Genomic DNA, 19,109 nt, shown 5'->3' on the forward strand with positions numbered 1-19,109 from the left:
AGTGTATAAGTGACTGTATACAAGACCAAATCGGGGAATCCTTTGAGCATTTCAAGCATGACAGGCTACGCGGTTGCCACCAGCGAAGGTGCTGCAGGCACACTGACAATTGAAATCAAGAGCGTCAACTCACGCTTTCTCGACCTGCAATTCCGGATCAACGACGATCTGCGGGCCTTGGAGCCTGACTTGCGCGCCGCCGTCATGTCCGCCATCACGCGCGGCAAAGTCGAGGTACGCCTGAGCTTTGGCCGCAAGGCCGCCACAAACGGCACGCAGGCGCTGAACCTGCCCCTGCTGACCGAACTGGCGCGCCTGCAAAACGAAGTGGGCCAGCATTTTGTCTCCGCCCCCGTCATGACGGTGGCCGAACTGCTGCGCTGGCCTGGCGTCATCGAAGAAGCGCAAGTGGGACAGGAGTCCCTGCAGGCCGACGTGGGCGCGCTGACCAAACGCACCGTGGCCGCCTTCGTCGACAGCCGCAAGCGCGAAGGCGCCGCGCTCGAAGCGGTGCTGGTGTCGCGCATCGAGGCGATGGAAGCCATCGTCAAGCGCATCACGCCCCTGATTCCGCAAGTGGTGGCGGCCTTCCAGCAAAAAGCCATCGAGCGCATGCAGGACGCGCTGGGCCTGGCCAGCCAGGGCTCGAATTCGGCCCTGTCGCGCCAGGACGCCATGGAACGCATCCGCCAGGAAGTCATCCTGTACGGCATCCGCATCGATGTGTCGGAAGAACTGGCGCGCCTGTCGGCCCACCTGGGCGAAACGCGCCATATCCTCACCAAGGGCGGGCAAGTGGGCAAGCGCCTCGACTTCATGATGCAGGAACTGAACCGCGAAGCCAACACGCTGGGCGCCAAGGCGTCCGTCAAGGAACTGGCCGACGCCTCGATGGACTTGAAGCTGCTGATCGAGCAGATGCGCGAACAGGTGCAGAACCTGGAATAAACCCCGTCAGGCCAGGCGCGCTCCGGCGCGCCCCTGGTCGCTGGCGGCGATGACGACGCAGGCGACAAACAGCACGATGCTGTATTCCACGCCGCCGGCCCCATGCTCGCCCACGAACCAGCCCTTGGCCGCATGCACGATGGCAATGCCGCCGATGCAGATCACCATCAGTCCGGCCGCCGCCCAGCGCGTGTATTTGCCGACGATGAGCAAACTGCCGCAAACGATCTCGACGACGGTAATCGCCCACACCACGGCCAGGCCGTAAATAAACCCCTTGTCTTCCAGGAAACCGGCAAAGCGGGGAATGGTGCCATTGGCGATGCGCGTGATGGCGTGCGCCATGAACATCACGGCGATGGCCACGCGCAACAACAACATGGCCTGGGCGGAACTGAGAAACGGGAAATTCTTCATGCGCGCATCCTGTCAGTAGAATAGTTATTGAGAAAAAACCATCCAAATTAAATAACTATTTCCTCAGGATAACAAGAAAAATATGCACAAGCGGGGCGGCGAGGCGCATCGCGGGGCTGGCTCGCCGCCTTGCCTCTTGGTAAAATACCGAATTGGGCGGCGCCCACGCAAGCGCAAACGCCGCCATCACACGCAAATGGAAAGATCCGCATGAGCCACCCTACCGCCTTCTCCGGCAGCCTGTTCGTGGTCGCCGCGCCCTCGGGCGCCGGCAAATCGACACTGGTCAATGCATTGCTGGCGCAAGAGCCCGGCATCAAATTGTCGATCTCGACCACCACGCGCGCCCCCCGTCCGGGCGAGCAGCATGGCCGCGAGTACTATTTCACGACGGCGGAAGACTTCGTCGCGCGCGCCGAACAGGGCGAATTCCTGGAATGGGCGGAAGTGCATGGCAATTACTACGGCACTTCGCGCATCATGGTGGAGCAGCAAATGCTGGCCGGCACCGATATCCTGCTGGAAATCGACTGGCAGGGCGCGCGCCAGGTGCGCAAGCAATTCCCCCGCGCGGCCGGCATCTTCATCCTGCCGCCATCGATCGATGCGCTGGAAGAACGCTTGAACAAGCGCGGCCAGGACGAGCCGCACGTGATCACGCGCCGCCTGCTGGCGGCCGGCGGCGAAATCGCACACGCTCCCGAGTTCGAGTATGTTATTATCAATGAAGAGTTTACGGTCGCTTTGTCCGAACTGAGCGCGATCGTGAGAGCGGCCCGTTGCCGGTTTGCGCAACAAGCGGCCCGCAACGCATCGCTATTCGCCCAGCTGGGCCTGCACGCAGAGTAATTCGCCTGCACGCCAGTTCACACAGCACCACGCAAAAATTTTAGGAGTTACTATGGCCCGTATCACAATCGAAGATTGCCTGAAGCAGATCCCTAACCGTTTCCAGCTGACCCTGGCTGCGACTTATCGCGCACGTCAGTTGCTGCAAGGCCACACCCCTAAGGTGGAAGCCAAGGACAAGCCTACCGTTGTTGCACTGCGTGAAATCGCTGCCGGCAAAGTCGGCATCGAAATGCTGAAAAAGGTCCCGATGTAAGTGGGAACCCGCGTGCCGGAACAGTGCTGACCCCTGGTTCTACCGTATCCTTTATTCACACTGTGAAGCAACGCGACGTTTTATGAGTCTGACCCCAGCCGACACGACTTCCGCAGCATTGCCGCCCCTGGCCTCGCGCCAGGCGGCAAAATCGCAGGGCGCTTCCACGCCCGGCGTCGGCACGTCCGGCAGCAACATCCCCGCAGCACCGCCAGCGCCCGCCCTGGGCGTAGCCTCCGTCAGCCACCTGGCCGACAAGCTGGCCGAATACCTGTCTCCCGCCGACCTGAAGAAAGTCAAGGAAGCCTACCGCTTCTCCGACGAGATGCACCTGGGCCAGATGCGCCGCTCGGGCGAGCCGTATATCTCGCATCCGATCGCCGTCGCGGAAATCTGCGCCGACTGGAAGCTCGACGCGCAAGCCATCATGGCCGCCCTGCTGCACGACGTCATGGAAGACCAGGACGTCAAGAAGGAAGAATTGATCGAGCGCTTCGGCGCACCCGTGGCGCACCTGGTCGACGGCCTGTCGAAGCTGGAAAAGATCGAATTCCAGAGCCAGATCGAAGCGCAGGCGGAAAACTTCCGCAAGATGCTGCTGGCCATGGCGTCCGACGTGCGCGTGATCCTGATCAAACTGGCCGACCGCCTGCACAATATGCGCACCCTGGACTTCATGACGGCGGCCAAAAAGCGCCGCATCGCCAGCGAGACCATGGAAGTGTACGTGCCGATCGCGCACCGCCTCGGCCTGAACAACATCTACCACGAGCTGCAGGACCTGTCGTTCTCGCACCTGTATCCGATGCGCTACCGCACCCTGGCGAAAGCCGTCAAGGCGGCGCGCGGCAACCGGCGCGAAGTGGTCAACAAGATCATGGAAGCCGTAAAAAGCACCTTGTCCATGGCCGAGCTCGATGCCGACGTCACGGGCCGCGAAAAGACCCTGTACGACATCTATAAGAAGATGCGCAGCAAGCACTTGTCGTTCTCGCAAGTGCTGGACGTGTACGGCTTCCGCGTGGTGGTGGGCAGTTTTGCCGACTGTTACGTGACCCTGGGCACCCTGCACAGCCTGTACAAGCCCATGCCGGGCAAGTTCAAGGATTACATCGCGATCCGCAAGCTGAACGGCTACCAGTCGCTGCACACGACCGTCATCGGCCCCTACGGCACGCCCGTCGAATTCCAGATCCGCACGCAGGAAATGCACCGCACGGCCGAATCGGGCGTGGCGGCGCACTGGCTGTACAAGAGCGGCGAATCGAACCCGTCCGACCTGCAGCAGCGCACGCATGCCTGGCTGCAATCCTTGCTCGACATCCAGCAGCAGACGGGCGACTCGGCCGAATTCCTCGAACACGTCAAGGTCGACCTGTTCCCCGATTCCGTCTACGTGTTTACGCCGAAGTCGAAGATCATCGCCCTGCCGCGCGGCGCCACGGCCATCGACTTCGCCTACTCGATCCATACGGGCATCGGCGACCAGACCGTGGCCGTCAAGATCAACAACGAAACCTCGCCCCTGCGCACCGAGCTGCACAATGGCGACATCGTGGAAATCATCACCGACTCCTCGTCGCGCCCCAGCCCGACGTGGCTGTCGTTCGTGCGCACCGGCAAGGCCCGTTCGGCCATCCGCCACCATTTGCGCACGATCAACCTGCCCGAATCGATCGCCCTGGGCCAGCAACTGCTGTCGCAGGCGCTGCACGCCCTGAACATCGACGCCGACCTGCAGGCGCCGCTGGTCGAACGCCTGCTCAACGAATCGAGCGCCAATTCCATGGACGAGCTGTACGCGGACATCGGCATCGGCAAGCGCATGGCCACCCTGGTGGCGCGCCACATCTTCGGTTTGATCGGCGGCGAAGCGGCCAGCATGCCCGTGGAACACAATAGCGGCAGCGAACTCGACCCCGTCACCATCTGCGGCAGCGAAGGCGTCTCCGTGCAGCTGGCGCCGTGCTGCCTGCCGATTCCCGGCGACCAGATCATCGGCCAGCTGCGCCGCGACCAGGGCTTGCTCGTGCACACGAGCGACTGCTCGCAAGCGAAGCGCCAGCGCGCCAAGGAACCGGACCGCTGGATCGCCGTACGCTGGGGAACGGAACTGAACCGCCGCTTCGACTGCCGCATCAAGGTGCTGATCAACAGCGAACGGGGCATCCTTGCCAGAGTCGCCGCCGAAATCGGCGAATCCGACGCCAACATCATCTACGTGGGCATGGACGAAGACAAGGACAACGTCCTCGACCAGCTGCGCTTCACCGTGCAAGTCAAGGACCGCGTCCACCTGGCCGCCCTGCTGCGCAATGTGCGCCGGGTCGCCGGGGTCAATAGGATATTGCGCGAGCGCAACTAGAAAACGGCTGGCCAGATTCTCTGCCCAGCCGTTTTTTCATGCGGAACACATCAGTTCAGGTCTCCCCCGGCGCCGGATACGTCACTTCCAGCAATTCCAGTTCCTGCTCGCCCAGCGGCGTGTTGAGGGTGATCACATCACCTTCGCGCGCCTTGGTGATGGTGCGGGCCATGGGCGAGACCCAGCTGATCTTGCCGTTCAAGGGGTCGAATTCATCGATGCCGACGATGGTGATGGTGTGCGTTTCGCCGTCGCTCGTGCGGTAGGTGACCGTGGCGCCGAAAAACACCTGGTCGTTGCCATGGTGCACGCTGGGGTCGACGATGGCGGCCAGGTCCATGCGTTTGGTGAGAAAGCGGATGCGGCGGTCGATTTCGCGCAGGCGCCGCTTGCCGTAGATATAGTCGCCATTTTCCGAACGGTCGCCATTCGACGCCGCCCAATGGACGATGCGCACCACTTCCGGACGGTCGACGTCGATCAGCTGCAGCAGCTCATCCTTGATGCGCTGGTAACCGGCCGGCGTGATGTAGTTCTTGGCGCCGGCGGGAATGGCCAGCGCCAGCGCGGCCGCTTCTTCATCGTCGTCGTTGTCGGATTCTTTTACAAAGGCTTTATTCATCTGCCTATTGTAGCCCCGCCAGGGAGCCACGGGCACACGGGATGCGGGGGCAAACGGGCTTTTTTGACGTATCATCGTGGCAATCGCGGCAAACCTGCGCCGCACACGGAGACGGATGAAAAAATTCTATAGAGTCAGGCGCTGGCTGTTTGCGCCGCTGGTCTACCTGGCCGCCATCTTCCTGCTGATCGAGGAATGGCTGTGGGCGACCGGGGCACGCCTCATGCAGGTGATCGCGCAATTTCCGCCCCTGCATGCGCTGGAAGCGTGGATCAAGCGCCTGCCGCCGTACTGGGCGCTGGCCATCTTCGTGCTGCCGGCCGTGCTGCTGTTCCCCGTCAAGCTGCTGGCCCTGCTGGCCATCGCGCGCGGCCATGCCTTTTCCGGCATCGGCGTGATCGTCATCGCCAAGCTGGGCGGCGCGGCCGCCGTGGCGCGCCTGTACAGCCTGACGCGCCCTACCCTGCTCAGTTTGCCATGGTTTGCCCACTGGCATGGTCTGTTCATGGAAACCAAGGACCGCTGGATCGCCCGCCTGCGCGCCACGCGCCCCTGGCGCCGTGTCAGCCGCCTGTCGGCCGCGCTGGGCCGCGCCCGCCGTGCCTGGTGGCAACGCTTGCGCAAGGGCACGCCAGGGCGCCATAATTCGCGCCTGGCCAGGGTGCTGCGCCGCTTTGCCGCCTTCTGGCGCGCCCGCCGCTGATGAAGAAAGGCCATTCCATGCACGACACTCCCCGCCTGGCCCCCGCCATGCGCGCGGCGGCGCCGGAAATCTACCTGTACGACGCGGCCAGCTTGCAATTGCTGGACGCTAACGATGCCGCCTGCGACAACTTGCAGTATGCGCGCAAGGAATTGCTGTCGATGACACCCTTCACCCTGGCGCCGCAGCTGGACGCGCAGCAACTGGCCGCCGTGCTGGCGACCCTGGACGACAGCATCGGTGCACAAGCCCTGCTGCACGTGCAGCAGCGCCGCCGCGACGGCAGCCTGTATTCGCTCAGCCTGCACCTGTCGCGCGCCAGCCGCCACGGACGCGCCCTGCTGCTGGCCGAGGGCGAAGACTTGCGCACGCCCCAGGCGACAGCCGCCGCCCTGGCGCAGGTGCAGTCGCGCTTCAACGCCATCGTCTCGAATACGCCGGGTCTCGTGTACCAGTTCTGCCTGCATGCGGATGGGCGCGCCGCCTTCCCCTACCTGAGCGATGGCTGCCAGGCCCTGCTGGGCTTGGGGCCGGCGCAGCTGCACGCGCGCCCGGAACTGTTTTACCAGTTGATCCTCGCCGACGACCGCGCCTCGTATCTGGAATCGATGCAAGCGTCGAAAAACGCCTTGTGGAGCTGGAACTGGGAAGGCCGCATCTGGATCGATGCCTGGAAGGATGTCAAATGGATCAACCTGCGCTCCACGCCGCGCGCGCTGGCCGATGGCACGGTGCAGTGGGAAGGCATCATGACGAATATCACGGAAAGCCGGCTGGAACAGAGCGAAGTGCGCCAGTCGCGCGCCCGCCTGGCCGAGCTGACGGCGCATATCGACAAGGTCAAGGAACACGAACGCACGCGCCTGGCGCGCGAATTGCACGATGACCTGGGCGGCAATTTGACGGCGATCAAGATGGCGCTGGCCATGCTGGCGCGCCGCCTGCCGCCGGACGACCAGCAACTGCAGGAAAAGGCCGACTATGTCGATGCCCTGGTCGACCGCAGCATCGACGCCGTGCACCGCATTTCGCTGGACTTGCGCCCCTCCATGCTGGACCTGGGCCTGGTCGCCGCGCTGGACTGGCAAGTGAAGGAATTCGCGCGCCAGGCCGGCATCGAATGCCAGTTCATTTCGAACCGCCAACACATCGAACTGGAGCTGGACCAGGCGACCAGCCTGTTCCGCATCGCCCAGGAAGCGCTGACGAATATCGCCAAGCATGCGCAGGCGAGCAAGGTCAGCGTGCGCCTGGCCCGCCAGCGCCAGCATTTCAGCCTGTCGATCGCCGACAATGGCGTCGGCATGCGCCTGTCCGACCGCGCCAAGCCGCAATCGTTCGGCATCCGCGGCATGGCCGAGCGGGCCAGCGCGCTGGGCGGCACCCTGAGCCTGATGGACGGGCCGGACGGCGGCACCATCCTGAGCATAAAAATCCGGCTGACCACGCCGCGAGAGGCGATAATAGCGGCTGCAGCCAGTGCGCCCGCGCACAGCGGGCCGCCACCAGACGCGACCAGTGGGTGAATTAGATAGGAAACAACGCAGTCATGAAAGAAAAAGCCACCATCCGGGTATTCATCGCCGACGATCACGCGATTGTGCGCGAGGGCTTGAAGCAAATCCTCGCCGATACGAAGGACATCATCGTGGCCGGCGAGGCCGAAAATGGCCACGACGCCATCAAGCTGTTCCGCGGCTCGAAATGCCAGGTGTTGCTGCTCGACATCTCCCTGCCCGACCGCAGCGGCATCGAGGTGCTCAAGCAGATCAAGAAGGAAAAGCCGGAACTGGCCGTGCTGATGCTGTCCATGCACCGAGAGGACCAGTACGCCATCCGTTCGCTCAAGGCGGGCGCGGCCGGCTACCTGACGAAACAGAGCGCGCCGCGCGAACTGGTCACGGCCATCCGCCAGGTGGCGCAAGGCTTGAAATACATCAGCGCCTCGCTGGCGCAGGAACTGGCCAACACGGTGGGCGACGACCACGAAACGGCCTTGCACGACACCTTGTCGGACCGCGAATACCAGACCCTGGTCATGATCGCCTCGGGCAAGGCCGTGGGCGCCATCGCCGAAGAGCTGAAATTGTCCGTGAAAACCGTCAGCGAATACCGCGCCCGCTTGCTCGTCAAGATGAAACTCAAGAACAGCGCCGAACTGACGCATTACGCCATCCGCAACCAGCTGGTGGATTGACGGCAAAGCGGCATGCCCGCTGGCATCGGGCGAATTGACAGGAGTTCTCCTTGCTTCTCGCACAATAAGTTCTTTGCCAACTCGCATATCATGAGGATAATTAGAAATATCTAAAAAGGCTGTGCCTACATGTCCAGTAAATTGCCAACTTCACCAGCAAGCGCTCCCGCCGGCGCCACGAATACCGCCGCCGCTGCAGCGATGAACCCTGCCGATATCGCCCGCGAAGCGTTTCGCCGCCTGGCCACGCGCCGCATCGCCCCCACGCCGAGCGCCTACCGCGATATCTACAATGAAATCGCCGGCATCAGCGAACCGGCAGAGACGCCCGGCGCGCCTGCCGCCGTGCTGGCCGCCAGCGCACCCACGGAGAGTGGCGCGGAAAACGTCCTGACGCAGTTTGCCGCCAAGATGAGCGAATCGGCGGGCGAACTGGGCGACTTTGGCCGGCGCTTCCAGCGCGCCCTGAAAGCGCGCGACTGGGACAGCTATGCGCGCACCCTGGCGCAACTGGCGGAAAAACAGGTGAAGAAAGGCGGCGGCATCGAATTGCCGCCCCTGCCGGACGGCGAACAGACGCGCACCCTGCGCGAGTTGCTCAGCCGCACCCTGGGCTTTGCCGTCGCCACCTTGCTGACCGGCACGCCCGCGCTGGTGGAAGAGGCCGAATCGCTGGGTGCGGCCATCAAGCTGGCCCACACGGAAGAAGCGCTGAACGAAGCGGCGCTGCGCCTGAAACAGCTGTGCTACCAGATCGAACTGAAAAGCGGCGACACGGCCGAGCAGCAGGAATTGCTGCTGCGCCTGTTCAAGTTGCTGCTGGACAACGTCAGCCAGTTGCTCGACGACGACAGCTGGCTGCGCGGCCAGGTCGATGCCGTGCAAAACCTGATCGCCGGCCCGCTCGACCAGCGCGCGCTGGAAGACGCCACGCGCAGCCTGAAGGAAGTCATCTACAAGCAAGGCCAGCTCAAGCACAGCCTGTCCGACGTCAAGCTGACGGTCAAGAACATGATGATGACCTTCATCGACCGCCTGGGGCAAGTGGCGGCCAGCACGGGCGACTTCCATGAAAAGATCGGCGGCTATTCGGAAAAGATCAGCCAGGCAGAAAATATCAGCGAACTGAACAGCGTTCTCGACGAAGTCTTGCGCGAAACGCGCATGGTGCAGAACGAAGCCTTGCGCGCACGCGACAAGATGGTGCTGGCGCGCCAGGAAGTGCAGGACGCGGAACAGCGCATCCACACCCTGGAAGCCAAGCTCCAGCATATGAGCGAACTGGTGCGGGAAGACCAGCTGACGGGCAGCCTGAACCGCCGTGGCCTGGACGACGTGTTCGAACGCGAGACGGCCCGCTCCGACCGCCGCGGCACCCCGCTGTGCATCGCCATGCTGGACCTGGACGATTTCAAGCGCCTGAACGACACCTACGGCCACCTGGCCGGCGATGCCGCCTTGAAACACCTGGTGAAGATCGTCAAGGAAACCCTGCGCTCGATGGACGTCATCGCCCGCTTCGGCGGCGAGGAATTCCTCATCCTGCTGCCGGAAACCACGGTCGAGGCGGCCTCGTCGACGATGACGCGCTTGCAGCGCGAGCTGACCCGGCATTTCTTCCTGCACGACAACGAAAAAGTCTTGATCACCTTTTCCGCCGGCGTGGCCCTGCGCCTGCCCAACGAAGACCAGGCCGAGCTGGTCAAGCGCGCCGACCGCGCCATGTACCAGGCCAAGCAGACGGGCAAGAACCGCGTGGTGGTGGCCGACTAAGCCCGGTCCGCTTCACGCCATGCCGTCCCGCCACCCGGCCGGACGGCATTTTTCATGGCAAAAACAATAACATTCATCGCCTTCCCGCCTTCCGCCGGCGTCCGCGCGATATGAAAATAAAACTATTTTTACCCTCAAGTTTCTTTAAATCATGTCGTCTAGCGCGCGGCCGGCGGCAAACTGAAGGGCTAAAAATTAAAATTTAAAGCACTTTTCGCCATAAATTTTCCCGCAGAGCAACCGTTACCCTAAACAACAGCGGCTTGATTGTCCCGGAACAGCGGGGCAGGCCAAAGTGACTAGCACATAGCGCAATGTAGTACCTGTTTGGAGAATTATCATGGCTGCAGTAATTAATACCAACATCTCGTCCCTGAATTCGCAACGCAACCTGTCGACCTCGCAGTCGGCCCTGAGCACCTCGCTGCAACGCCTGTCCTCCGGCATGCGCATCAACAGCGCCAAGGATGACGCCGCTGGTCTGGCAATTTCCGACCGCATGACGTCGCAAATCCGCGGCATGACCCAAGCCACCCGCAATGCAAACGACGGCGTCTCGCTGGCCCAAACGGCTGAAGGCGCGTTGGCAAGCTCGGGCGACATCCTGCAACGTATCCGCGAACTGGCCGTGCAATCGTCGAACGCCACCAACTCGGCCAGCGACCGCCAGGCGCTGCAAACAGAGGTAGGCCAGCTGGGTTCGGAACTGAACCGCATCGCCACCACGACTTCGTTCAACGGCCAGGCGCTGCTGGACGGCACCATGGGTACGGCCAACTTCCAGGTCGGCGCAGATGCCAATCAGCTGATTTCCGCCAGCGGCGCGAACTTCCTGACCAGTACCTACGGCAATAACCGCGTGGAAAATGATGCGACCGCCGTCCTCGCCACCTCGGCAACGGCAACGGCAGGTTCGGTGGTCGTCGCCGGCGCACGCGGCACCTCCACCGTCACCACCAAAGCCAACGACAGCGCGCAAGCCATCGCCGCCAGCGTCAACAAGGTTAGCGCCGACACGGGCGTCACGGCAACGGCAAAAACCGCCACCAGCCTGAAACTCGGTTCCACCGAAGCGTACTCGTTCACCCTGGTGGGCGACAATACGGCCACCGGCAAGGAAGCGCAGATTTCCTTCTCGGTGGGCGCAGGCCAGTCGGCTTCGGACTATGCGGCAGGCATCAATGCAATCAATGCGCAAACGTCGAAAACCGGCATCACCGCCGAATACGATGCATCGACCAGCAGCATGAAACTGACGCATGCTGACGGCGCCGACATTGCCATCAAAAACACGGCAGCTGCCGGTAACACGGTGTTCAATATCGACTCCTACAAGGCCGACAAAACCTTGACGGGTTCGGCGTTCGACGCAAAAGCCAATAACGCGGTCGCCGTCGCCAACGGCACCGTTACCTACGATGCGCCGGGCAGCTTTGCCATCACCGACACGTCGGGCTTGAAAGCCACGAACAAGACATCGGACTTGAAATCGGTGGCTTCGCTGGACGTGACGTCGTTTGACGGCGCCCAGTTGGCACTGAAAATTGCCGATGCAGCACTGGCAACGGTGAACGGCCAACGCGCCCAGTACGGTGCTTTGCAATCGCGCTTCTCGTCGGCGATTTCCAACCTGCAATCGACCACGGAAAACCTGTCCGCATCGCGCAGCCGCATCGTCGATACCGACTTTGCATCGGAAACGGCCAACATGACCCGCGGCCAGATCCTGCAACAAGCTGGTACGGCCATGCTGGCACAAGCAAACTCGCTGCCAAACGGCGTCCTGAGCCTGCTGCGTGGCTAATCCCTGATTAGTAGCGCAACAGCGTAGGACTCTGATTCCCCTGCCGGATTTTTTCGGCCGGGGAATTTTCACTAGGAGAGCACCATGACTATCGACACGATAGCGGCCGCCTCCGCGGCCAGGATAGACAAGAGTTATGTGTCTGCGGACACGTCACCGGCGCGCCCGGCAGCGCCACGCGCCGCCACGGAAACCGACAAGGTTGCACCACAGCAAGCCAGCAAGGAACCCAGCCGCGAGCAGCTCGACAAGGCGGTATCGGAGCTGAACCAGTCGTCGCAGATGAAGACGCAAGGCCTGGAATTTTCCGTCGATGAAGACAGCCAGCGCACGGTCGTCAAGGTCATCGACCAGGAAACCAAGGAAGTACTGCGCCAGATTCCCACCCGGGAAGCGCTGGAATTGGCCAAGACCTTTGACTCGGCCAAGGGTTCGCTGATCCGCCAAAGCGCCTGATGATGGCATGGCACACGGACATGCGACATCGCGGCAGCAGGCATCAGCATGACCACGGGGTTCGGTAGCCTGGCTATCCGGCCCCGTTTTTTATTGCAACTCGTGCAATATTTTCCTATCTCTTCCCCGCTTTTTTGCTCCCGCTGAAAACAGCGCGGTAAATCCCCCTCTCAAGTCCTGATTGATTCTGCCGATAACAGCTTATATTAGCGTTTTCCTAGGAGTATTCAGTGGCCATCACACCTACCCTTTCATCCATAGGCATCGGCGCCGGCGCCAGCGGCCTGGATGTGAATGCCATCATCGACAAGCTGATGACGGCCGAAGCCGCGCCGCTGGGTACCTTTGACAAGAAAACGGCCTCGTACCAGGCCAAGCTCAGCGCGCTGGGCACGCTGAGCGGCGCCGTCAGCACTTTCCAGGGCTCGTTGTCAGCGCTCACCAACTCAAGCAACTTCCGCGCCGTCAGCGCCACGCCGTCCGATCCACTGGTGCTATCGGCCAGTGCCGGCGCCAAGGCCGTCGCCGGCAGCTATAACATCAATGTTTCCCAGCTGGCCCAGGCGCAGACGCTGACGTCGGGCGGCATGGCCAGCAAACTGTCGACCATCGGCAGCGGCGCCAAGACCACGATTTCCTTCCAGCTGGGCTCACTCGCCGGCGGCACCTTTGGTGTAACGGGCACGACACTGAGCGGCAGCACCCTGCTCACGGGCGTAAGCAACGGCTCGCTGATCATCAATGGCACGGCCATTCCGACGGACGCCAGCACCAAGAGCGCACGCGCGCTGGCGGACGCCATCAACGCCAAGAGCAGCACCACGGGTGTGACAGCCACGGCCCAGCCGACGGCCAGCAACGCCACCATGTTCAACGGTTTCGGCAATATCGAAACGGGCGCGGACGGCACCTACTCGCTGTCGATAGGCGGCATCGAGATCGTGACCCAGGGTAACGGCGTCGGCGCAGGCGCCGGCATTACGGCCGCGTCGCTCGACACGACGCTCGAAGGCCCGAATGCCGTCTCGAATGCACTGGCCGCCGCGAATATTACCGTCACCGGCAAGGCCGCCGATGGCACCCTGAAATTTACGCGCGCCGACGGCTCCAACCTCAACATCGAGGAAGTGGTGACGGGTTCGGTCAAGGGCGGCATCGGCCATGCATCGAACTCGGTCAATGACGGCTCGAACGTAACGATTGCCAGTTCGATTACCCTGGCCTCGGGCAACGCCAGTCCCATCGTCGTCGGGGGGAGCAATCCTGCCGCAGCAGGGCTGACCGCGGGCACGGGCGGCAGCTACATGAACACGAACTTTACCCAGGATGGCACGCAGGCGACGGGTTCGGTGGTGATCGATTCCACCAACAACAGCTTGCAAGGCATACGCGACGCCATCAATAACGCCGGCCTGGGCGTCACCGCCAGCATCGTTTCCGATGGCACGGACAAACCGTATCACCTGGTGCTCAGTTCGACCAAGACAGGCGCCAATTCGGCCATGAAGATTTCGCTCAGCGGCAGCGATGGCCAGCCCGCCGACAGCGCCCTGAACGACTTGCTGTCGTACGATGCGGGCGGCACGCAAAACCTCAAGCAGAACAGCGCGGCGCAAAACACCATGTTCAGCGTCAACGGCATCGCCATCACCAGCAGTTCGAACAACGTCGATACGGCCATCGAAGGCGTCACCTTGGGCATTACCAAGATAGGCACGTCCAGCCTGTCGGTGGCCAAGGATACAACGACGGTCAAGACCAGCATCACTGCCTTCGTCAAGGCCTACAACGAGCTGAACACTTCGATCGGCAAGATGACAGCCTACAATCCCGAAACCAAGACGGGAGGCATCTTGCTGGGGGATTCGACCGTTCAATCGATACAAAGCCAGTTGCGCCGGCAGCTGGGCGCACCGATTACCGGCTTGAGCAGCGGCATGAGCAATATGAGCCAGGTGGGTATTTCATTCCAAAAAGATGGCAGCCTGGCCTTGGATTCCAGCAAGCTTGACAAAGCCATCAGTACAAATTTCAATGATATCGCCGGTCTGTTTTCAGCCATCGGCAAGGCCAGCGACAGCAACGTCGCCTTCACCAGTTCGACGGCCGCCACGAAGCCCGGCACCTATGACCTGAGCATCACGACCATGGCCAGCCAGGGTTCGCTCACGTCCGACGGCGTGCTGGCAGCCAGCACCACGATTGCCAGCGACACTACCTGGAATATCACCCTCAATGATACGGATCCCAGCTCCGCCAAGAATACGGCCCAGGTGTCGATACCGGCGGGCACCTATACTCCGGCGCAGATGGCATCGCTGATACAATCGTCGATCAACGGGGTGAAGGCTTTTTCGGACATTGGCTCAACGGTCTCCGCGTCGATCGACGGCACCGGCAAACTGGTCCTGGTGTCGAGCCGCTATGGCTCGGTATCGAATCTGGCCTTGAGTAACGGCAAGGGGACCGGTATCGAGACCCTGTTTGGCGCCGCCAAGCCCGTCAAGGGCGCGGACGTAGCCGGCACCCTTGGAGGGCAACCGGTCGTCGGCTCCGGCCAGAGCCTGACGGGCGCACCCGGTTCGCCAGCGGAAGGCTTGAAAATTGAAGTGACCGGCGGCACCACCGGTTCGCGCGGCACGGTCAGTTTCTCGCAAGGCTATGCCTATCAGTTGAACAACCTGGCCACGTCCTTCCTCGGCACAAAAGGCATGATCACCGGACGCACGAGCGGCATCAACGAAACCCTGAAGTCGATAGCGGCGCAGCGCGACAAGTTCAGCGAGAAGCTGACCGACATCGAGGCGCGCTACCGCGCCCAGTACTCGCGCCTGGACGTGTCCCTGAATAAATTACAGGGCATGCAAACTTATTTGACCCAGCAGCTGGCCGCCATCGCCGCCAACCGTTAAGCCCATTCATCAGGAGAATTACATGTTTGGAACCCAACAACGCGGCGTCAACGCCTATGCCAAGGTCGGTCTGGAAACGGGCATCGTTTCGGCCTCGCCGCACAAGCTGATCGTGATGCTGTACGACGGCGCCCTGGTGGCCGTGCTCAGCGCGCAGATGCACATGAAATCGGGCAATGTGCCGGAAAAAGGCAAGGCCATCTCGAAAGCCATCCAGATCATCGACAATGGCTTGCGCGCCAGCCTGGACAAGGAAGCGGGCGGCCAGATCGCCGAAGGCCTCGATGCCCTGTATGAATACATGAGTGCGCGCCTGCTGACGGCCAACCTGCACAACGATATTACCCTGCTGGAAGAAGTGCAGCGCCTGCTCACCGACTTGCGCGAAACCTGGAACGCCATCGGCGCCACTCCCGCCGCCATGCCTGGCGCCGATCTGAAACGTATGCCCAGCCTTGCGAGCGCCTGACCCATGATGACGAATCAAGAAGTCCTGACCACCTACGAAGCCATGCAGACCCTGACGGGCCAGATGGTGACCGCCGCCACCAACGCCGACTGGGATGCGCTGGAAGCGCTGGAACAGCGCATCAGCGCACATGTGGCCGCGCTGAAGGCGAATGAAGAAAAAGTCGTGCTGGAAAGCGCTGGCCGCCAGCGCAAGGTCGCCCTGATCAAGCAGATCCTGGAAGACGACCGCAAGATCCGCGACCTCACCATGCCGTGGATGGCGCAATTGTCCAAGCTGATCAACAGCACCGGCACCGAGCGGCGCCTGGCCAACGCCTACGGCGCGTAAGCGCCCACGGGGCAAGGTCCGCTATCATGTTGCCGAAGATGGATGCAATCGGCATGACGCCCTTGACCCCGATCAAGGGCACTCGCCCGGCCGACACCGTCGCCGACCCGCGCCAGGCCGAGTTCCAGCGCTCGCTGCAGGGACTCATCGGCAAATCCATGCAGGGACAGGTGCTGGCCCGCATGGGCGACGGCAGCTTTCTCGTGCGCGTGGCCGGTACGCCGGCCCGCATGCAGCTGCCTGCCGGCGCCCAGCCCGGCACGGAAATCCCGCTGACCTTGATCGGCATCAATCCCCGCCCCTCTTTTCAAATCGGCAATAACCGCGACCAGCCCGCCAGCGCCCTGCTGACGTATGCGGATGCGGAAGCCGAACCGGACGCCGCTGAAACGCGCGGTCCCCAGCCCGGCGCCGCCCAGGCGGGCACGCGCGCCAGCAGCACGGCCGCCACCCTGCTCAGCCGCGCGCCCCTGACGCCGGCCAATCTGCTGCCCGCCCTGGCTGGCGACACGCCCGCGCCCGAGCTAAGCACCACCGCGCGCGCCATCAGCACTGTGCTCAGCCAGGCGGAAAGCGTGCCCGGCGCACCCCTGTCCCTGGTCGGCAAGACGCCGCTGATGGCCACGCCGGGCGCCGCCCCGGCCCAGGTGGCCCAGAAGCTGCACGACGCCGTCGGCAGCAGCGGTCTGTTCTATGAATCGCATGTGGCCGAATGGGCCGAAGGCAAGCGGCCGCTGGCGTCGCTGCTGCTGGAGCCGCAGATGCAGAAGGCGGCACAGGGCGACGCGGCCAGGACGGGGACCGACCTAGCCTCGGCGCAACTGATCAATTTGCAGCTGCATACGCACGAACAGGCGCGCGTACAGTGGCAGGGCGAAGCGTGGCCCGGCCAGAAGATGCAGTGGGATATCAGCAAGGATGCGCCGGAAGGACAGCAGCACGATGGGCGCGACGGCGACGAGGAAGCGACGGCCTGGCGCAGCAACGTGCGCTTCCAGTTTCCCCTGCTGGGCGACTTGGCCGCGCACGTGGTCTTACAGGGCGGCCGCGTGGCCATCCAGCTGCAAGCGGGCAGCGAAGGCAGCGCCGACACCTTGCGCCAGCATGCGGCGGCGCTGGAAGCGTCGCTCGATGCGGCCGGATGGCCATTGACGTCGCTGACGATCGCCGGCAAGCCGGACGCCGCCGGGCCAGCGGAAGCGGACGATGCTTGACGACACCAAGCGCAAGGTGCCGCAGACGGCCGTCGCGCTGGCCTACCAGAGCGGCGCGCCCGCCCCCAAGGTGGTGGCCAAGGGCAGCGGCCTGATCGCGGACCAGATCATCAGCACGGCGCGCGAACACGGCGTCTTCGTGCATGAATCGAAGGAATTGGTGGCGTTGTTGATGGATGTCGACCTGGACCGCCAGATTCCGCCCGGCCTGTATCGGGCGATTGCGGAACTGCTGGCCTGGTTATATCATATTGAATCTGCGAATGGCGGGCCCATCCCGCCGCCGCCCGACACCAGCATCAACCTCACCGATACATAGACAGGCATCAATGCAAGCACATATTATGGATTCCGGCCTCGAAAACTGGCATGATTTTGAAGTGGAATCGCGGCGGGAAATCATCGCCTTGCTGCGCAGCATAGGCGAAAAGAACCAGCTGATCCGCATGCTGATCCACGGTGAATCCGATGTGTGCGTCACGTCCATCCTGGAAGTCGATGCCGACCACGATAGCGTCATCCTCGACCGTTCCGTGAATGCCGACCAGAACCGGCGCATGGTGGCCGCCAAGGGCATTTCGTTTGAAACCTCGCTCGACAAGATCCGCATCCTGTTTGCCAGCGCCCTGGTGGAAGAGTGCAATTACGGCGGCACGCCCGCCTTGAAAATTGCCATTCCAGAAACACTGATCCGCTTGCAGCGGCGCGAGTATTACCGCATGACTACGCCCGTGAGCAATCCCGTGCGCGTAGCGATTCCCCTGCCGCCCTCGCTGGGCGGCGCCGACACCCTATTCCCGCTGGCCGACATCAGCTGCGGCGGCATCGCCATCCTCGACAATAAACTGATGCTGGGCGAGACCATCGGCCGGAATTATCCCGGCTGCCGCATCGACTTGCCCGACGTCGGCATCGTCACGGCGACTTTGCAAATTCGCAACTCGCTGGACATGACCTTGCTGAATAATAAACTAAACCGCCGACTCGGCTGCCAGTTCGTCGACCTGCCGCGCAGCATGCTGGCGCATGTGCAGCGCTATATCACGCGCCTGGAACGCGAGCGCAACGCCCGCATGGCTGGGTTAGGTTAACACCTTACAAACCTACTGCGCGTCGCCATTTGCGGCCTGCGATGCTCACTGTACTAGAGTACAGTTCCGCTTCTCGGCCACAACTGGCTTCCGCTCGCTACGGTTTGTAAGGCGTTCGTGACGAACCAATACACTTGCCTGTATCAAACCTGCATATTCATGATCTCATGATATGCCGAGACTAACTTATTGCGCACCTGCACCGTCGCCTGGAATTCGATGCTCGACTTTTGCATCGACACCATCACGTCCGACAGGCTGACCTTTTCGTCGCCCATGGTAAAGCGCTGGCCCAGCGCGGACGAGGCTTTTTGCGCGCCGCTCACGGAGTCGAGCGCGCTCTTGAAGGCATCGGCAAAATTCACCTTCGCCGCCGGCATCTCGGTCTGGATCGCCGGTATTTTCGCCTCCGGCCGCGTGGCCGCCGACTTCAGTTGCGCGATCATCGCCTCGATCCTGCTGCTATCGATACCGCCTGTTTTCACTTTGCCTCCCGATTCTGGTGTGCTTCGTAACTGTTCCATGCCTGTTGCACCCAGAGAACAAAACCCTGGCTTGCAAGGCAACGACGGGTACAATAACTTCCGTCACATGTTGCCAGGGTTCCACAATACCAGCGCCAACGCCAGCCGCTCGGCCGAGCAGGCGGCAAAAGCGCCTTCTATTTGGACGATTGAAGCGCGTGACAGTGGCGGATAATTCT

General features: G+C 62.3%; 19 protein-coding genes. 16 read left to right on the plus strand and 3 right to left on the minus strand.

Annotated elements, in window-relative coordinates:
- The first annotated feature begins 57 nt into the window (after positions 1–57).
- Entirely contained in the window at positions 58–948 is an 891-nt protein-coding gene (locus O3298_RS03325; RefSeq protein WP_289903925.1) for a YicC/YloC family endoribonuclease, read from the plus strand.
- Positions 949–954: 6 nt separating this feature from the next.
- Here the strand turns inward: O3298_RS03325 and O3298_RS03330 are convergent, their stop codons facing one another.
- Positions 955–1,365, minus strand: a complete 411-nt coding sequence (locus O3298_RS03330; protein ID WP_251350732.1) for a DoxX family protein — start codon at positions 1,363–1,365, stop codon at positions 955–957.
- A 210-nt stretch (positions 1,366–1,575) separates the two neighbouring features.
- Between O3298_RS03330 and gmk the strand changes: the two genes are divergently transcribed.
- The 3 genes from gmk to O3298_RS03345 all read left to right on the plus strand — a co-directional run bounded on the left by gmk (position 1,576) and on the right by O3298_RS03345 (position 4,835).
- On the plus strand, positions 1,576–2,214 hold the full coding sequence (gmk, locus tag O3298_RS03335; protein WP_099666877.1) for a guanylate kinase: 639 nt from the start codon (positions 1,576–1,578) through the stop codon (positions 2,212–2,214).
- Positions 2,215–2,266: 52 nt separating this feature from the next.
- Positions 2,267–2,470, plus strand: coding sequence for a DNA-directed RNA polymerase subunit omega (gene rpoZ, locus O3298_RS03340; protein WP_010400723.1), 204 nt, complete (start codon positions 2,267–2,269; stop codon positions 2,468–2,470).
- A gap of 82 nt (positions 2,471–2,552) precedes the next feature.
- The gene (locus O3298_RS03345; RefSeq protein ID WP_305058521.1) at positions 2,553–4,835 is read left to right on the plus strand and encodes a bifunctional (p)ppGpp synthetase/guanosine-3',5'-bis(diphosphate) 3'-pyrophosphohydrolase; all 2,283 of its coding nucleotides are present in this window, start codon (positions 2,553–2,555) and stop codon (positions 4,833–4,835) included.
- A 55-nt stretch (positions 4,836–4,890) separates the two neighbouring features.
- On the opposite strand, the gene greB is transcribed toward O3298_RS03345, so the two are convergent.
- A complete protein-coding gene (gene greB / locus O3298_RS03350) occupies positions 4,891–5,457 on the minus strand; it encodes a transcription elongation factor GreB (RefSeq protein ID WP_289898644.1) in 567 nt (188 codons plus the stop codon).
- A gap of 115 nt (positions 5,458–5,572) precedes the next feature.
- On the opposite strand from greB, the gene O3298_RS03355 reads away from it, so the two are divergent.
- From O3298_RS03355 to O3298_RS03410, 12 genes are all read left to right on the plus strand, one after another.
- Positions 5,573–6,160, plus strand: coding sequence for a hypothetical protein (locus O3298_RS03355; RefSeq protein WP_305058522.1), 588 nt, complete (start codon positions 5,573–5,575; stop codon positions 6,158–6,160).
- A 17-nt stretch (positions 6,161–6,177) separates the two neighbouring features.
- On the plus strand, positions 6,178–7,686 hold the full coding sequence (locus tag O3298_RS03360; protein ID WP_305058523.1) for a sensor histidine kinase: 1,509 nt from the start codon (positions 6,178–6,180) through the stop codon (positions 7,684–7,686).
- Between the two features lie 23 nt (positions 7,687–7,709).
- Positions 7,710–8,357 (plus strand): response regulator transcription factor, encoded by a 648-nt coding sequence (locus O3298_RS03365; protein WP_077407788.1) that lies wholly within the window; start codon positions 7,710–7,712, stop codon positions 8,355–8,357.
- A gap of 201 nt (positions 8,358–8,558) precedes the next feature.
- On the plus strand, positions 8,559–10,130 hold the full coding sequence (locus O3298_RS03370) for a GGDEF domain-containing protein (protein WP_077407790.1): 1,572 nt from the start codon (positions 8,559–8,561) through the stop codon (positions 10,128–10,130).
- A gap of 340 nt (positions 10,131–10,470) precedes the next feature.
- Positions 10,471–11,934 carry a flagellin gene (locus O3298_RS03375; RefSeq protein WP_289898647.1) on the plus strand — a complete coding sequence of 488 codons (1,464 nt, stop codon included), beginning with the start codon at positions 10,471–10,473 and terminating at the stop codon, positions 11,932–11,934.
- 84 nt (positions 11,935–12,018) lie between these two features.
- The gene (locus tag O3298_RS03380; protein ID WP_251350725.1) at positions 12,019–12,390 is read left to right on the plus strand and encodes a flagellar protein FlaG; all 372 of its coding nucleotides are present in this window, start codon (positions 12,019–12,021) and stop codon (positions 12,388–12,390) included.
- Positions 12,391–12,620: 230 nt separating this feature from the next.
- Positions 12,621–15,302, plus strand: coding sequence for a flagellar filament capping protein FliD (gene fliD / locus O3298_RS03385; RefSeq protein ID WP_305058524.1), 2,682 nt, complete (start codon positions 12,621–12,623; stop codon positions 15,300–15,302).
- A gap of 22 nt (positions 15,303–15,324) precedes the next feature.
- Complete coding sequence (fliS, locus tag O3298_RS03390; RefSeq protein ID WP_289903915.1) at positions 15,325–15,771, plus strand: flagellar export chaperone FliS; 447 nt, start codon at positions 15,325–15,327, stop codon at positions 15,769–15,771.
- A gap of 3 nt (positions 15,772–15,774) precedes the next feature.
- Entirely contained in the window at positions 15,775–16,101 is a 327-nt protein-coding gene (locus O3298_RS03395; protein ID WP_305058525.1) for a flagellar protein FliT, read from the plus strand.
- A 53-nt stretch (positions 16,102–16,154) separates the two neighbouring features.
- A complete protein-coding gene (locus tag O3298_RS03400; RefSeq protein ID WP_305058526.1) occupies positions 16,155–17,315 on the plus strand; it encodes a flagellar hook-length control protein FliK in 1,161 nt (386 codons plus the stop codon).
- Positions 17,308–17,634 carry an EscU/YscU/HrcU family type III secretion system export apparatus switch protein gene (locus O3298_RS03405; RefSeq protein ID WP_099666872.1) on the plus strand — a complete coding sequence of 109 codons (327 nt, stop codon included), beginning with the start codon at positions 17,308–17,310 and terminating at the stop codon, positions 17,632–17,634. The genes O3298_RS03400 and O3298_RS03405 overlap by 8 nt, the downstream gene beginning before the upstream one ends.
- A 25-nt stretch (positions 17,635–17,659) precedes the next feature.
- Positions 17,660–18,406 carry a flagellar brake protein gene (locus O3298_RS03410; protein ID WP_251350722.1) on the plus strand — a complete coding sequence of 249 codons (747 nt, stop codon included), beginning with the start codon at positions 17,660–17,662 and terminating at the stop codon, positions 18,404–18,406.
- Positions 18,407–18,549: 143 nt separating this feature from the next.
- Here the strand turns inward: O3298_RS03410 and fliE are convergent, their stop codons facing one another.
- Positions 18,550–18,852 carry a flagellar hook-basal body complex protein FliE gene (gene fliE / locus O3298_RS03415; RefSeq protein WP_230539976.1) on the minus strand — a complete coding sequence of 101 codons (303 nt, stop codon included), beginning with the start codon at positions 18,850–18,852 and terminating at the stop codon, positions 18,550–18,552.
- Positions 18,853–19,109 lie beyond the last annotated feature (257 nt).

This window comes from Janthinobacterium sp. SUN137 (assembly GCF_030587265.1).
In the GTDB taxonomy this organism is placed as follows: domain Bacteria; phylum Pseudomonadota; class Gammaproteobacteria; order Burkholderiales; family Burkholderiaceae_D; genus Janthinobacterium; species Janthinobacterium kumbetense.